The sequence below is a fragment of the Aeromonas sp. 61P genome, assembly GCF_051919545.1.
Taxonomy (GTDB): Bacteria; Pseudomonadota; Gammaproteobacteria; order Enterobacterales; family Aeromonadaceae; genus Aeromonas; species Aeromonas veronii.
On sequence record NZ_JBQBEL010000001.1, the window covers coordinates 1,392,232 to 1,407,863 of the forward strand.

Below are 15,632 nucleotides of genomic sequence, written 5' to 3' on the forward strand. Positions count from 1 at the left end.
TCGATGGGCGCCGTTATTTGGCGTTGGCGGGTAGCTGCTTGAGGGCGGCCTGTACCGCGGCCTCCAGTTGCGGATCCCGCCCGGCCACCATGTCGGCGGGGGTGAGAGGCGCCTGCAGATCCGGGATCAGCTCCTGATTCTCGTAAAAGGTGCCGTCCGGCTTGCGCAGCCCCAGGGTCGGAATGCCGTAGGAGAGGCCCGGGATCAGCCGGGAGTCGTGGCTGTAGACCATGGTGCCGGTGCCGGGCACCGGATCGCCGACGATGGGGCCGACCTTGAGGGCACGGTAGTACTCGGGGAAGGCGGAACCTTCCGAGTAGCTGCCAGCGTTGACTAGCACCACCGAGGGCTTGGTCCACTGGCGAGTGGCGGCGTCGGTTTCACCCTTGCCCTGACGGGGCCAACTGCTGGCCATTCCCTTGGTGCTGCCGCTGCCGGTCAGAAACTCCACCAGGGTATTGGCGAGATAGCCGCCGCTGTTGAAGCGGACATCGACGATCAGCGCATCGCGATTGCGCTGTCTGCCGAGGGCATCCGCCACCACCGCATCGTAGACCTCGCTATTCATTGCCGGCAGATAGACGTAGCCGACCCGTCCTCCGCTCAGCCTGGCCACCAGCTCCCGCCGTTTCTCAATCCAGCGATCCTGTTGCAGCTGGTACTCCTGCTGCTTGTCGATGGCGGTGAGCACCACCTCGTCAGTTTGCTTGTTGCCCTCCTGCTGGAAGGTGAGGGCGAGCCGGGCACCGGCCTGATGGTTAAGGGCTTGATCCAGCTCGGCCAGATTGGCAATCGGGACGCCGTTGATGGCGAGCAGGCGGGCGCCCGGGGCGATATCGCTCTCCTGATCCAGCGGGCCGCCAGAGAGCAGAGCGGTGAGCATCACCCCTTGCTTGCCATCCTGCCAGTAGCCGCCAAGGCTGGCGGTCTCGTCCGCCATGCGCGGGAAGGGGGCGGGGCCGCTGCCCCAGGTGTGGGAGACATTGAGCTCGCCAGCCAGCTCCGCCAGCAGGTTGCCAAAGTCCCGCGGGTTGCCGATGCCCGGCAGCAGGCGGCGGTAAGCGGCGACATAGCTATCCCAATTCACCCCGTTCATATCGTCCAGATAGAACTCGTCCCGGGTGAGCCGGGCGATCTGATCGAAGGCGGCGGTCATGCGTTCCTGCCAGAGGCTGGTGGGTTGCAAGGCGAAGGGGGCGCTGGTGGCCTCGCCGGAGTCGAGGTGGATCCGGGTGATCTCCCCATCCCGCACCAGGGTAGCCAGGGTGCCCTGCTGGTTGAGGCTTGCCAGCGCTGGGCCGGGCTGCTCGCCAAACAGTTCGCTGGTTTTGCCTTTGCGCAGATCCTGGCTGTAGCCCTTGATCTCGCTCTCGCTGTTGACCCCCATCTCTTCCACCAGATAGATCACTTGGTCGCCGATGATGCGGCTGGCGAGCAGGGTACCGGTGGGTTGCAGCAGCAGCGCTTCGCGATGGTTGAGACGATCGCTCTCAAAGCCGTATCCCCCTTTCGGCGGCTCCAGTTCGGCAATCGCATCGGCTCTGGCGGCGCGGCTGCTGTAAATGCCGAGCAGGTTGGTGACGAGGGGCTCGCCATCGGGCCCCAGTGCGCCAAACCGGGTCGATTGCCAGTAGAGGATGGCGCCATCCTGACTCCAGCCCGGTTGCCCATCCTGATAGCCGTTGAGGCTGACATTGACCGGTTTGGCCTTGAGGTTGGCCGTGTCGATCACCGCGATCTCCTGCTCTGCCGCATCGGGGCGGAAAGTGAGCGCCAGATGGCGTGAGTCGGGGGCAAAGGCGAGATGTACCTCGTGGCGCGACGGGTTGAAGCTGGCAGGCACCAGCTCCCGCTGCTTGTTGCTCGCTAGATCGAGCAGGTGGATGGCCTGGCCATCCACCACGAAGGCGAGCTGTTTGCCATCGGGGGAGAGCACCGGACGGCTGATCCCCTTGTCGGGAATCGCCAGCAGCAGACTCTCGGTCAAAGTGCCGGGATCGCTGAACAGCAGATCAGGGTCCCCCTTGCGCAGGCGATAGAGGGCGGCGTGCCCCTGCTGCTCCGACAGATAGATGAGGGCGCGGCCCTGCTCGGCGAAGAGAGGGCTGGATTGCTCGCTCGGATCGCGGGTTAGCTGGCGCACCCGCTCCCGCTCGGGGTCGACGGCAAACAGGTTGCCCTCGCTCACCAGGATCAGCTCGTCCGCCTCTTCGCTGACCAGCGCTTCGTCTGCCAGGGTCAGGGCCTCGCTCGCCTCATCCGGCGCGCTCGCCACTTGTGGGGTGAGGGTCAGCTTGCGTGGCTCGCTGCTACCGGCATCAAGGCGATAGAGTTCACCCAGCCATGACCAGACCAGATCACCATTGCGAGAGGCGCTGAGCCCCCTCACCGGATGGCCCTGATAGTGGGTCAGCTGTTGCTCCTTGCCGCTGGCGAGATCCCGGCGCCAGACGTTGAAATCGCCGCTGCGCTCGCTCAGGTAAAAGAGGGTATCTCCCTTGTCGCTCCAGACCGGATCGGTGGCTGCCACCCGATCTTCGGTCAGCTGCTTGTGCTGCTTGCCATCAAACAGCCAGAGACGGGGCACCGCGAACGAGTGCTGATGCTTGCGAAAGGGTTGATCCGCCGCGGGCATCTGGTAGACGAGCCGCTCCCCGTGGGGGCGGGCGAGAGTTGCAGGCAGCGGCAGATCGGCCTGCAAGGTGCCGCCGGTGATCGGGGTCCAGTAGAGCTCGCCCCATTGGTAGCCTTCCGCGACAAAATGATCGGCATCGGGCGCCCCCAGGCGCTGGCTGCTCAGCAGCAGCCGTTTGCCATCGGCGCTGAAGGCTTGCGGCAGATCGGTGCGCGAATCGCGAGTGAGGCGCACCATCTCGCCGCCGTTGGCGGGTACCACGAACACATCCTCGTTGCCGTAGAGATTGGCGGCAAAGGCGAGCTTTTTGCCATCCGGTGACCAGATTGGCCGCTGGCTCAGGTAGTCGCTGCCGGTGAGCGCCGTAGCGGGGCCACCCTCGGCACTGGCGACAAAAATGCGCCCCTGCCAGGTGAAAGCAAGCTGCTTGCCATCGGGGGAGAGGGCGGGCTCGCGCAGCCAGAGTGCATCGGCGGCGACACTGGCGGGCAGCCAGAGCAGAAGTGGCGAGAACAGCAGGGTGGCGAGGCGGCACGAAGAGCGCATGGCATGATCCTGTCGGGGAGTGGAGTGTTATCTTCGCCGATCATTGCCCCGGGTGCCAGCGCGATAATTTTTGTATCTTGTTGTTTTAACTGTTAATTACCAATGCCAAATGACGGCGTTCAAGGAAGATGGCCTGGCTGCGGCAAGATATGTTTTGCCGAGCATATTGAGTATTGATGGCGATCCAATATCATGGCGCTCGCTCGCCGCTCGGCGGGCATCGTTCAGATGATCTGGTAACAAGAAAAGCCCGCACCAGAGGCTTGTCGAGGGATGGAATGAGAGCCGTATTACTGTGTTTGTTGGGGCTTTGGCCCGCATTGAGTTTTGCCTTGACCGAAAAAGCCGATTTGGTGGTGGTCAAGAAGTCGACCTATAGCCTGACCCTGATGAAGGATGGCAAAGAACTGAAGCGCTACTGGATTGCTCTGGGCCCGGCGCCCAAGGGGCACAAGCAGCAGGAAGGGGATCAGCGTACGCCGGAAGGGCGCTACACCCTCGACTACAAGAAGACCAATTCCGGCTACTACAAAGCCATCCATATCAACTATCCGAACCTGGATGACATCAAGCGCGCCAATGAGCTGGGTGTTCGTCCGGGTGGCATGATCATGATCCACGGCCAGCGCAACAGCATTGGCAACCGCAGGGTTCAGCCCTCCAACTGGACCAACGGCTGCATCGCCATGCTCAACCACGAGCTGGATGAGGTGTGGGACGCCGTTGACCCGGGTACGCCCATCGTCATCGAGCCCTGATCCGCACAACGGGGGTCTTGTCGGCAGACAAGGCCCCCGTTCTGTTTGGGGTGTGATCCTCTCTCACGGATGTCTTTTTGAGACATTCGTATTGTTGTTAATGTCACTTCAAAAAAAACCTGCAAATGGTGAGGATATGGGTTCTATCTGGAGGAGTGTCCCATGTCTTTGATCGAAACCTGTCAGCGCATCGTGCGCGATCCCCATCTCTCCGCCGCCCAGAAGAGCCACGCGCTGGCGCTGGCCGCCGAGAATGCGTTGCCCTACCCCGACCTGCCTGCCGCAGTCGCCGAGGCGATGGAGCAGGGATTTATCTGCGACATGTTCGAAGGGCACGCCCCCTACAAGCCGCGTTATGTGCTGCCGGACTATGAAAAATTCCTGACTCAGGGCTCTGCCTGGCTGGAGCTGGCGGCGCCGCAGGATTTCGACGAGGCGCTCAACGCCCTGCGCATCCTCTATCACCATGTCCCCTCAGTCACCGGCATGCCGGTCTGGCTGGGTCGGCTCGACCATCTGCTGCTGCCGTTTGTCGGCGAACTGGATGACGAGACCCTCTATCGCAAGCTGAAGGGGTTCTGGGTCTATCTGGACAGGGTGCTGCCGGACGCCTTCATGCACGTCAACATCGGTCCCGATGACAACCGTATCTGCCGCCTGATCTTGCGCATCGACAACGAGCTCAAGCAGGTGGCGCCGAACCTCACCTTCTTCCACGATCCGGAGCAGACCCCGGACAGCCTGCTGCTGCAGGCGGTGAAGAATATCGCCGAGTGCAGCAAGCCGCACATCGCCAACTACCCGATCCACCGCGATACCTTCGACCAGCGTGGTTTTGGTATCGTCAGCTGCTACAACGCCCTGCCGCAGGCCGGTGGCGCCAATACCCTGGTGCGCATCTCCCTCAAGCGGGTCGCCGAGCAGTGTCAGGGGATCGACGACTTCCTCGGCTGCCTGCTGCCCCACTACTGCCGTTTGGCCTCCCAGCTGATCGAAGCGCGGGCCGCATTCCTCCACGATGAGTCCGGTTTCTTCGACAGCTTCCTGGTCAAGGAGGGGCTGCTGGATGAGGATCGTTTCGTCCCCATGTTTGGCATCTACGGCATGGCGGAAGCGGTCAATATCCTGATGGATAAAGAGAATCTTCCGGATCGCTATGGCCATGGCGAGGAGGCGAACCAGCTTGGCTATCGCATCTCGGCCCAGCTCTCGGAATATGTCACTGCGACGCCGCAAACCCATGCCTGGGGGGGGCGCGCCCTGCTGCACTCGCAAGGTGGCCTCAGCATCGATGTGGCTGTTACCCCCGGGGTGCGCATTCCCTACGGGCATGAGCCGGATCCGACCAGCCATGTGCTGGCGCTGGCGCCGCACCACACCTATTACCATTCGGGGATCAGCGAGATCCTGACGCTGGATCCCACCATCCGCCAGAACCCGCAGGCGCTGTTGCAGCTCTGCAAAGGGGCGCTCGCTATCGGTATGCGCGAGTTCACCGCCAACGTGGCCGACAGCGATCTGGTGCGGGTGACCGGCTACATGATCCGCAAGAGCGACGTGGCCCGCTTCGCAGAGGAGGGGTCGCGCTTGCAGACCACCTGTCTCGGTGCCGAGGCGAGTGAAGTGACCGCCATTCGTCAGCGGGCACCACGAGTGGTCGCCCACGAATCGACTATCGGCGAGTATTGAGTTCGCACCGATGGCTGATGTTTTGCCAACACGCAGCGCCCTGGTAAGCAGGGTGCTGCCGTTCTCCTGTGTCGACGGGCCGGGCAACCGGCTGGTGCTGTTTCTGCAGGGCTGCAACTTTCGCTGCCCCGGCTGCCACAACCCGCACACCATAGGGCTGTGCGACGATTGTGGCGACTGCCTCGAGGTCTGTCCGAGCGGCGCCCTCTCCATGAGCGAGGGCAAGGTGCAATGGCAGGCAACGCTCTGCACCGATTGCGACGCCTGTCTGGATGTCTGCCCGCGCAGTGCCAATCCCAAGACTGCCACCATGACGGTGGCCGAGGTGTTGGCCCTGCTGCGTTGCTACGGCCCCTTGCTGAGCGGGATTACCGTCTCCGGTGGTGAGGCGACCACCCAGCTCCCCTTCGTGGTTGCGCTGTTTGCCGCCATCAAGGCCGCGCCGGGTCTGACCCATCTCACTTGCCTGCTCGACAGCAACGGTTCGCTGGCCGAAACCGGCTGGCAGCGGCTGCTGCCGGTGCTCGACGGCGCCATGCTCGATCTCAAGGGGTGGCGTGACTCGGTGCATCACACCCTGACCGGCTATGGTCGCGAGCGGGTGCTAGGGTCGCTGCAACTGCTGGCACGCCACGGCAAGCTGACCGAACTGCGGCTGCTCCATGTACCTGGCAAGAGCGATTTTCTTGATGCGAGTGGTGAGCTGGACGCAGATCTTGCCGCCTTCTTGCAGCGGCTGGGGCCTGTGCCCATTCGCCTGAACGGCTTTCGCCATCACGGAGTGCGGGGAGAGGCGGCGCAATGGCCGCAGGCTCACCAAACCGAGTTGGAACAGCTGGCCAGCCGTTTGCGTGCAGCGGGATTGGGGCCGGTCTCACTGCCTGCCTTGATGGGCTGAGTGGTTGCGTCATCCGGTGACCGTCATGGCGTGAGGTGCGGCATGGAAAGGCCGCAACTGTGATTTCTGTCTATTGGAGGGGGCGAGAACGGCGGCTAGAATAATGGCCATCTTCTTACCCCTCAATGACAGATAATCATGAGTGAAAGCAAGGCGTTATATCGGGTTCAGTTTATTTGCCACAGCGAGCGCTACGAAGTCTATGTGCGCGAAGTCAATCAGGGCCAGCTGTTCGGTTTTATCGAGATTGCCGACTTTGTCTGGGACAACCACACGGCGCTTATCGTCGATCCCAGTCACGAGAAGCTCAAGAGCGAATTTGCCGATGTGCGCCAGACTCTTATCCCTATGCATCAGGTGCTGCGCATCGATCAGGTGAAAAAGCAGGGGGCAGCCCGCATCACGGATCTGGGCAGCAACGTCGCCTCCTTCCCCAGCCCCATCTATACCAAACGCCCCTGATCCCTCATTGCCGTTGATGTTTCGCCGCGGCGAAACATCAACCTCTTCTCGCTGTCGCCCGGCTCAGGGCTCAATCAATTCGCGACCCAGTTGCAGGATCCGCTGGCGGAACCAGTGACGGGCCGAGCCATCACCGGCCGGGCCATACCAGACCAGACTGTGACTCACCTTGCCGTAATCGAACGGTGCCGGACGCATCACCAGATCCGGCTGACTGGCCATGCAGGCCGCCCAGCCACCGATGGCGGTGAGGATCAGGTCAGTCTGGGGTAGCAGGGCCGCCGCGCTGGCAAAATCGGGCAGGGTGGCGCCAATCTGGCGACGCATCTGCTGCTGGGCCAGGCTCTGCTCGAAGAAGGGGTTGGCCAGCTCCTGATCCCGGATGGCGATATGGCGCCAGCTCAGATAAGCATCGAGATCCCAGGGCTTGGCCAGCGCGGGGTGGTCTTTGCGCAGCAGGCAGACCAGTTTCTCTTCCCGCAGGGTCTCCCACACCAGCCCGGGCTGGCGCGGCAACGGCTGGCTCTGGTCATGAGGCAGGATCACGAAGTCGAGTTTGCCCGCTGCCAGCGCCTCCAGCCCCTGCTCATCCTTGTTCCAGATCTCCGGCACCATGCCCGGCACCTCTTTAATCAGCTGACCCAGAATGGGGCCCACCGGCCAGGTCATCACGCTCTCGCGCAATCCCAGCCGCAATGTGCCCTGCCACTGCTGCGGGTTGAAGGCGTTCTGGCGAGTGAGGCCGTTCAGCTCCCCCAGTAGTCGATGCAGGGTGGGGGCCAGTCGCTCGGCCATGGGGGTGAGCAGCAGCTGGTTGCCCTGGCGGTAGAGCAGTTGATCCCCCAGCAGATCCCGCAGCTGGTTGAGGGTTTTGCTGACGGTGGAAGGTGTGGTGCAGAGCCGCTCAGCGGTGCGGGTGACGCTCTGGTTGTCGAGCAACAGGTGCAGGGTGACCAGATGGCGACCTCCCAGCCGAGAGAGAGCGATCAGATCCATAGTGGCTCCTGAAATTGATGAAGATAAACAGGCTTGGAATCAGGGAGATTCAGCGTGACCTGCTGGCATTCTCTCACAGCAGGGGGAGGGTGAGCAGACTCCTCAAGAGGTGACTGCGAACGCAACAGACAAAAAGCCCCGCCAAAGCGGGGCTGGTGCGGATTAGCCCTTGAGCACGGCCGCCATGGCGTCGGCCACATAGTCGACGTTGCGGCTGTTGAGGCCCGCCACGCACATGCGGCCGGAGCGCACCAGATAAACGGCGAACTCTTCGCGCAGTCTGTCAACCTGCTCCGGCGTGAAGCCGGTGTAGCTGAACATGCCGCGCTGGTTGATGAAGTAGCTGAAATCGCGGCCCGGCACCTTGGCGCTCAACACCTCGTAGAGCTTCTGGCGCATCGCCTTGATGCGGGTGCGCATCTCGGTCACTTCATCGACCCACATGGCGTGCAGCTCGGGTTGGCTCATCACAGCCGCGGTGATCTGGCCACCGTGAGTGGGCGGGCTTGAGTAGTTGCGACGCACGGTGGCCTTCATCTGACCCAGTACCCGGCTCGCCTCTTCGGCATCCTTGCAGATGACCGACAGGCCGCCGCAGCGCTCGCCGTAGAAGGAGAGGTTCTTGGAAAACGAGTTGCTGACGAAGAAGCTGACGCCTGCAGCCACCATGGCGCGAATGGCGTAGGCATCCTCTTCCAGCCCGTCACCGAAGCCCTGGTAGGCGATGTCCATAAAGGGGAGCAGGTTCTTCTCGACCACCAGCGCGATCACCCGATCCCACTGGGCGCGGGAGAGATCCACCCCGGTCGGGTTGTGGCAGCAGGGGTGCAGCAGCACGATGCTCTTGGCCGGCAGGGTGCTCAGGCAGTCGATCATGGCATCGAACTGCACACCACCGGTGGCCGCATCGTAGTAGGGGTAGTCATGCACCTTGATGCCGGCTCCCTCGAACATCGCTTTGTGGTTGTCCCAGGTCGGATTGCTGACCCACACCTCGGAGGTCGGGAAGTAGCGCTTGAGCAGATCGGCGCCGATCTTCAGCGCGCCTGAGCCGCCGATGGTCTGGATGGTGGCGATACGTCCCGCCTTGACCGCTTCATGGTCGGCACCAAACAGCAGGTGTTGCACTGCGGTGCGGTAGTTGGCGGCGCCTTCCATCGGCTGGTAGGGGCGCGGGGCCGGGGCGGCGGCGCGCTGGGCTTCGGCCTGCTGCACCGACGGCAGCAGCGGAATGCGGCCCTGCTCGTCGTAGTAGAGGCCGATCCCCAGGTTCACCTTCTGCTCGCGGGTGTCTTTGTGGAAGGTCTCGACTAGCGTCAGGATGGGGTCGCCAGCATAGGCATCGACGTGTTCAAACATGGGGGATCCTTGAAATTGACTGTCCAGTAAAACCGGCGGTCAGCCGGGCTGGACATCATGGCGCAAAGCTGGCGGTGGCTCAAGCCCGACGCTGGTCGAGCCTGAAGGGATGGCGCCGCGATCCTGCTTACTTCAAATAGGATCGCAGGACGCTGACCACCTGATCCAGATCCTCCAATCGCTCGGCCGGGGTGGCATCGGGGGCGCCGAGATGCTCGCGCATATGCCCCTCCAGCACCTCCAGCATCAGGCCGTTGACGGCGCCGCGGATGGCGGCGATCTGCTGCAAAATGGCGGTGCAGTCGCTCTCCTGCTCCAGCGCGCTCTCCAGCGCACCGGCCTGTCCCTTGATGCGGCGCACCCGTGCCAGCAGCTTCTTTTTGTCGTGAATGGTGTGGGACATGACGGATCCTCTCGATCAATAAAACTATACTGGGGTATAGTATATTGCATCGTCGCTCTCAGGAGAAATCCATGTCATCCCTCGCTCAATCACACTGCCATCAACCCGTCATCCACGAGGGCAATCCGCTGGCCGAACAGAAGACCCGCTGGGCCGTATTGCTGACCGTCATCATGATGGTGGCGGAGATTGGCGGCGGCTGGTTCTACAACTCCATGGCGCTGTTGGCCGATGGCTGGCACATGAGCTCCCACGCCCTGGCGCTCGGTCTCTCGGTGCTGGCCTATCGCGCCGCCCGCCACTTTGCCCGCGACCACAGATTCAGCTTCGGCACCTGGAAGATCGAGGTGCTGGGTGGCTTCACCAGCGCCCTGTTGCTGGTGGGAGTGGCCGGGTTGATGCTGTTCGAGTCGGTGTTCCGGCTGCTCGATCCCAGCCCAATCCACTATCAACAGGCGATCGCTATCGCGCTGGTGGGGCTGCTGGTAAACCTCGCCTGTGCCTGGCTGCTCAAGGATGATCACGGCCATCATCACCATGGGCATGACCACCATCATGAGCATCACGACCACGATCATCATCATGACCATGACGATCACCACGGCCATCAGGATCTCAACCTGCGCGCCGCCTATATCCACGTGCTGGCGGATGCGGCCACTTCCGTGCTGGCGATTCTGGCGCTGGTGGGGGGTATGTTGTGGGGGGCCGACTGGCTGGATCCGCTGATGGGCATAGTGGGGGCCGGACTGGTGGCCGTGTGGGCCTGGGGTCTGCTGCGCGACTCCGGTCGGGTGCTGCTGGATGCCGAGATGGATACCCCGCTGGTGGCGGAGATCCGCGAGGTCATCGCCGAGCTGCCGGGCACTGATATCCGCGATCTGCACGTCTGGCGGGTAGGTCAGCAGCAGTATGCCTGCGTGCTCTCTCTGCTGATGCTCAATCCGCTACCGGCGCAACAGATCCGCGAGCGGCTGGCGATCCATGAAGAGCTGGTGCATGTGACCATCGAGATCGCCAGCGAACAGGATAAATAACGGGGGCCGTTGGCCCCCTTGGTTTCAGTGCCGTTGGCTCCCTGATGTCAGTGCGGCTGCCCAGTGATTTCATCCAGGGGCTTGTGTTGCCACACCGCGCCGAGCAGCAGCTTGAGCAGCAGTCCGGGCGGGTTGTCCAGCAGTTTGCCCGACTCCAGCAGCAACTGGCCATCAGCGCGAAATCCGAGGCTGGCATCGATAGTGCCATCCTCCGAGACTACCTGGATCAGGCCATTGAGGGCGGAGCGCTCACCGGGCTGACAGCGCAGCCGCAGTTCGCGGGGTTCCCCCAGCAGGGTGAAGGCGCGGCTCAGCGGGGGTGAGTCTTCATAATCGGGCCAGTTGAAGAAGTGATACTGCTCGGCCAGGGCGCCAGCCTGCTGGCAGAACTGGTCGAACAGCTGCCCGATCGCCTGATACTCCTGATCGAGTCGTCTTGCCTGCTCTTCAATCCGTTTCATTGCTTACTCCTTGTCTATCCACTTGATCAGACATTGCTTTTCCCGACCCGGTGACTGCCGTTTTCCAGATATGAGGCCAAATGGCCGCGAGGTCTGTGAGCCGGATCGAAGTTTCAGTCTGAAAACGTTATCTTGTTGAAACTGGATGGTTTTTTTGCCCTTTCGCTCACATTTGAATCGATTGCCGCTGATTAATATGGCACCGCCTGACAATGACCGGGTGCTCGACTATCGAGACTAACTACAGCGGGAATTATAAAAATATGGATATGAAAAAGACCAAAGTGGCGCTGGTAACAGCCTCACTGCTCGCGCTTTTGTCTGGCTGTAATGACAACGGCACATCTACTTCTACACCTGAACCTTCTGATGGACCTGTCGCTCGCTTGCCCAAGATGGATCCCCCCAAGGAGCTGCTGCAAGCAGGTCCCAACGAGGTAGTCATTGCGCTGGTGGATACCCAGTCGGCAGCCAAAGGGGCCAAGGCTCCGTTTGACAGTCACAGCCTGCACCTTTGGAACAACGACGCCTGTAACGCTACCGCTGATAGCGGCCTGAATACCGGTTGGGATGACAAGAGCAAGACACCAGCCACCGCCGACAGCTTTGGTCCGGCCTGGGTTGTTCCGCTCAACAAGGTGGAAGGGTGCATCAACTTTATCGCTCGCAACGGCGATCTGGCCAACCTGACCGGCAGCGATATGAAGGTGATCTTCAGTGAGCACCCGGATCGCACCGTGGCTATCGTCGCGGGCAAGAAAGATCTGTTTGGCAGCCGTGCCGAAGCCTTTACCGCCGCCTTTGGCGTGGCGGGGGCCAGCGCTCATCTTATCGATGGCAATACCCTGATTTGGCAAGGGGGCAAGGACAAGCCCCACGTTCGCCTCTATTACAGCGACTCGGGCACCATCAAGGCTAATGCCGATGGGGTGTTCGATTTCCCCTATATCAGCTTGACCGCGACCGGCCTGACTGCCGAGCAGCAGGCCAAATATCCGCATCTCAAGGATGCCGCCGCTTTTGCCTTGCCAGCCGGGAAAGATCTCAAGCCCCTGCTCAAGGGGGAACTGGTGGCTATCGGCACCGATGCCGACGGTATCCTGCAAGGAGCCACCCTGGTGCAGAGCGCCGGCGCCCTCGATGCGCTCTATGCTCCCGAGGCGACCAAGCTCAGCTATGGCGCAGTGGTAGAGGGAAACCGGGTGACCTTCCGCCTCTGGGCGCCGACCGCCAAGTCGGTCAAGTTGGCCCTCTACAACGCCAGCCACCAGAAGAGTGGTGAAGTGGCGATGACCTTCGACAGCGCCAGCGGCAGCTGGAGTTACGAAGGGGGCAGCGAGCTGAGCGGCCAGTTCTACCGCTACGACATGGAGGTCTACCACCCGCTGAGCCGCAAGGTCGAGCGCTACGAGGTGACCGATCCCTACTCCCTGAGTCTGGCGATGAACTCCGAGTTCAGTCAGGTAGTGGATCTCGACGATCCGGCCCTGAAACCGGAAGGATGGGACAGCCTCAAGGCGCCTCACAGCCAGCAGAACCCCGCCGACATCACCATCTACGAGGCCCATGTTCGCGACCTGACCGGTAACGATGCCTCCACCGATGAAGAGAAGCGCGGCAAATTTGTCGGCCTGACCCAGCCTGACTCTGTACCGGTCAACCATCTGAAAGCGCTGGCAAAAAGTGGCGTCAGCCACCTGCACCTGCTGCCGGTGTTCGATATCGCCACCGTCAACGAGGATCCGGCCAAGGTGGCCAATCTCGGCGATGACTTCAGCAAGCTCTGTAAGGTCAATCCGGATGTGAAAACATCCAGATTTGGCGGCTACTGTGGTGGCGGTCAGACCGTGGGAGATGTGCTGGCCGACCTGCAAGGGGGCGACAGCAAGGATAATCCGCAGGTGCAGGAGCTCTCCGGCTATCTGCGCGGCGTCGACTCCTTCAACTGGGGTTATGACCCCTACCACTACACCACGCCGGAAGGCTCCTACGCTACCAACGCCGAGGGTACCAAACGTATTCTGGAGTTCCGCGAGATGGTCAAGGCCATCAAGCAGAACATCGGCATGAACGTGGTGATGGATGTGGTCTACAACCACACCAACGAGGCGGGCCTGGGGCCCAAGTCGGTGCTCGACAAGATAGTGCCCTGGTACTATCAGCGCCTCAATCCGGAGACCGGCTCGGTGGAGAACTCCACCTGTTGCTCTAACACGGCGCCGGAACACGCCATGTTTGCCAAGCTGATGGATGACTCTCTGGTCACCTGGGCGCGCGACTACAAGATCGACGCCTTCCGCTTCGACCTGATGGGCCACCATCCGAAAGATCAGATGGTTCAGGCGCTGGCCGCGGTGAAGAAGGTCAATCCCGAGATGTACTTCTACGGCGAGGGGTGGAACTTCGGCGAAGTGCAGGATGATAAGCGCTTCGTGCAGGCTACCCAGAAGCATCTGGGCGGCACCGGTATCGGCTCCTTCTCGGACCGCTTGCGCGATGCGGTGCGCGGCGGCAGTCCGTTCGACGGTGGCGATACCATTCGCAAGACCCAGGGCTTTGGCAACGGTGCTTTCGTCGATCCTAACGAAATGAGCAAGGTGGATCTGGCTACGGCCTTGCACCAGTCCGATCTGGTGCGGCTCGGTATGGCGGGCAACCTCAAGGAGTTCGTGCTGACCGACAAGGATGGCATGCCGAAGAAGGGGGCCGAGATCGACTACAACGGTCAGAGCGCCGGTTATGCCCAGGATCCGGTGGAGGTGCAGAACTATGTCGACAAGCACGACAACCAGACCCTGTTCGACAACCTGATCTACAAGGCGCCTGCCAGTGCCGATCTGGTACGGATGCAGGGAGTATCGCTGGCGACCGCCATGCTGGGTCAGGGCATTCCCTTCACCCACGCCGGTGTCGAGCTGCTGCGTTCCAAATCCATGGAGCGGGACAGTTATGACTCGGGCGACTGGTACAACAAGGTCGACTACACCCTGGGCGACAACAACTTCGACAAGGGGTTGCCGCGCAAGGACAAGGATGGCGACAACTATCCGCTGATTGAGCAGGTGCTCGGCAAGCATGCCAAGCCGGGCTCGGCCGAGATGGCGCAGATGGTGAGCTTCTATCAGGAGCTGGCGGAGCTGCGCAACTCTTCCCGCCTGCTGCGTCTGGGCAGTGGCGCCGAGGTGATCAAGCGGGTCGACTTCCGCAATACCGGCCCGGATCAGGTGCCCGGCCTTATCGTCATGACGGTGGATGATGGCGTCAGTGCCGGGGGGGATCTGGATCCGGCCATCGACGGTCTGGTGGTGATGATCAACGCCAGCAACCAGAGCCAGAGCATCGGCGACTTCCGTGACGGTAACGATCAGCCCATCGACCTGAGCGGTCTGCAACTGAGCTCTGCTCACCACGCCAACAACAGCATTGCCCGCGATGCCGCTGTCAGTGGCGGTACCCTGACGCTGGGGGCCTGGTCGGCCGCTGTGTTCGTCAAGCCGCAGTCTGGTGCACAGGGCGCGGGCCTGCCAGTCAGCAAGAAAACCGACCTGAGTACCCTGCCACCGTTTGGCAACACCGATGTTTATCTGAAGGGGTTCCTCGATGAGTGGGGTAACACCAACCAGATGACCTTCAGCGGCAACTTTATGTACGAGTTCACTACCGAGGTGAGCACCGACAAGCTGGGTACAACCAGCGTCAAGATCGCTGACGCCAGCTGGGGGCCGGTCAACTACGGCAGCTGTAACGCCGGTGACAAGCTGGTGGTCGGCACTCCGCTGACCCTTTGCAAGGGGGGAGAAACCGGCAATATCGGTGTCGATCTGGCCAAGGCAGGCAGCTACAAGTTTGTCTTCACCGCCATGAACAAGGACAAACCGACCCTGAGCGTCAGCTTCACCGAGCCGGTGCAGAGCTGCAAGGTGCTGGAGACGGTGGTGGGCAATCCGCTCGGCTACAACCTGTTCGTCAAGGGTGAGCTCTCCGGCTGGGGAGCCCAACCTCAGTACCAGCTGAGCTACAAGGGGATGGACGGCGATCTCGCCATCTATCAGGCGGCGTTCAACTACGCTGGCAGCACCGAGTTCAAGGTCGCCAACGAGGACTGGAACAAGGAGTACCTGCTCAACGGTGGCGGCGCGGTGAACGCTGAAACCGGCTATTCGTTCGCCTTCTCCAAGGGGGGCAGTGCCAATAACAGCATCACCCTGCCGCAGGGGCTGTGGAGTGTGCTGGTGAAGGTTGACCCGGCTGGCGTCAAGGCGGGTACTGCCGTCATTCAGGAGTGCAGCGTCAAGTAAGCAAGCCATTGAGTCCGGGGGATGGCTCGGCGCCCCCGGGTTGAATTCCACCTTGCCAAGGGTGGGATAACTCCGAGAGAGTAAGCAAAG

Annotated in this window: 11 protein-coding genes; 6 read left to right on the top strand and 5 right to left on the bottom strand. The window is 61.7% G+C overall.

Annotation, left to right across the window (positions count from 1 at the left end; translation table 11 throughout):
• Positions 1–13: 13 nt before the first annotated feature.
• The gene (locus ACTG2O_RS06840) at positions 14–3,181 is read right to left on the bottom strand and encodes a S41 family peptidase (RefSeq protein ID WP_439975505.1); all 3,168 of its coding nucleotides are present in this window, start codon (positions 3,179–3,181) and stop codon (positions 14–16) included.
• A gap of 278 nt (positions 3,182–3,459) precedes the next feature.
• On the opposite strand from ACTG2O_RS06840, the gene ACTG2O_RS06845 reads away from it, so the two are divergent.
• The 4 genes from ACTG2O_RS06845 to ACTG2O_RS06860 all read left to right on the top strand — a co-directional run bounded on the left by ACTG2O_RS06845 (position 3,460) and on the right by ACTG2O_RS06860 (position 6,988).
• Entirely contained in the window at positions 3,460–3,939 is a 480-nt protein-coding gene (locus ACTG2O_RS06845; protein ID WP_031227763.1) for a L,D-transpeptidase family protein, read from the top strand.
• A 162-nt stretch (positions 3,940–4,101) separates the two neighbouring features.
• Positions 4,102–5,628, top strand: a complete 1,527-nt coding sequence (locus tag ACTG2O_RS06850) for a YjjI family glycine radical enzyme (RefSeq protein ID WP_139403007.1) — start codon at positions 4,102–4,104, stop codon at positions 5,626–5,628.
• 10 nt (positions 5,629–5,638) lie between these two features.
• The gene (locus ACTG2O_RS06855) at positions 5,639–6,526 is read left to right on the top strand and encodes a YjjW family glycine radical enzyme activase (RefSeq protein ID WP_439975506.1); all 888 of its coding nucleotides are present in this window, start codon (positions 5,639–5,641) and stop codon (positions 6,524–6,526) included.
• Positions 6,527–6,664: 138 nt separating this feature from the next.
• Positions 6,665–6,988 carry a DUF1820 family protein gene (locus ACTG2O_RS06860; RefSeq protein ID WP_005340296.1) on the top strand — a complete coding sequence of 108 codons (324 nt, stop codon included), beginning with the start codon at positions 6,665–6,667 and terminating at the stop codon, positions 6,986–6,988.
• 63 nt (positions 6,989–7,051) lie between these two features.
• Here the strand turns inward: ACTG2O_RS06860 and ACTG2O_RS06865 are convergent, their stop codons facing one another.
• The 3 genes from ACTG2O_RS06865 to ACTG2O_RS06875 all read right to left on the bottom strand — a co-directional run bounded on the left by ACTG2O_RS06865 (position 7,052) and on the right by ACTG2O_RS06875 (position 9,746).
• Positions 7,052–7,984, bottom strand: a complete 933-nt coding sequence (locus ACTG2O_RS06865; protein WP_439975507.1) for a LysR family transcriptional regulator — start codon at positions 7,982–7,984, stop codon at positions 7,052–7,054.
• A 162-nt stretch (positions 7,985–8,146) separates the two neighbouring features.
• The gene (locus ACTG2O_RS06870; RefSeq protein ID WP_236285435.1) at positions 8,147–9,343 is read right to left on the bottom strand and encodes an amino acid aminotransferase; all 1,197 of its coding nucleotides are present in this window, start codon (positions 9,341–9,343) and stop codon (positions 8,147–8,149) included.
• Positions 9,344–9,470: 127 nt separating this feature from the next.
• Positions 9,471–9,746: a metal/formaldehyde-sensitive transcriptional repressor gene (locus ACTG2O_RS06875; RefSeq protein ID WP_005340299.1), complete on the bottom strand. Its 276-nt coding sequence runs from the start codon at positions 9,744–9,746 to the stop codon at positions 9,471–9,473.
• 71 nt (positions 9,747–9,817) lie between these two features.
• Here ACTG2O_RS06875 and dmeF point away from each other — a divergent pair, with 71 nt between their 5' ends.
• Positions 9,818–10,783, top strand: a complete 966-nt coding sequence (gene dmeF / locus ACTG2O_RS06880) for a CDF family Co(II)/Ni(II) efflux transporter DmeF (RefSeq protein WP_203119323.1) — start codon at positions 9,818–9,820, stop codon at positions 10,781–10,783.
• Positions 10,784–10,830: 47 nt separating this feature from the next.
• Here the strand turns inward: dmeF and ACTG2O_RS06885 are convergent, their stop codons facing one another.
• Positions 10,831–11,244 (bottom strand): hypothetical protein, encoded by a 414-nt coding sequence (locus ACTG2O_RS06885; protein ID WP_181269257.1) that lies wholly within the window; start codon positions 11,242–11,244, stop codon positions 10,831–10,833.
• 263 nt (positions 11,245–11,507) lie between these two features.
• Between ACTG2O_RS06885 and pulA the strand changes: the two genes are divergently transcribed.
• Positions 11,508–15,542, top strand: a complete 4,035-nt coding sequence (pulA, locus tag ACTG2O_RS06890; RefSeq protein ID WP_439975508.1) for a pullulanase-type alpha-1,6-glucosidase — start codon at positions 11,508–11,510, stop codon at positions 15,540–15,542.
• Positions 15,543–15,632: the final 90 nt, after the last annotated feature.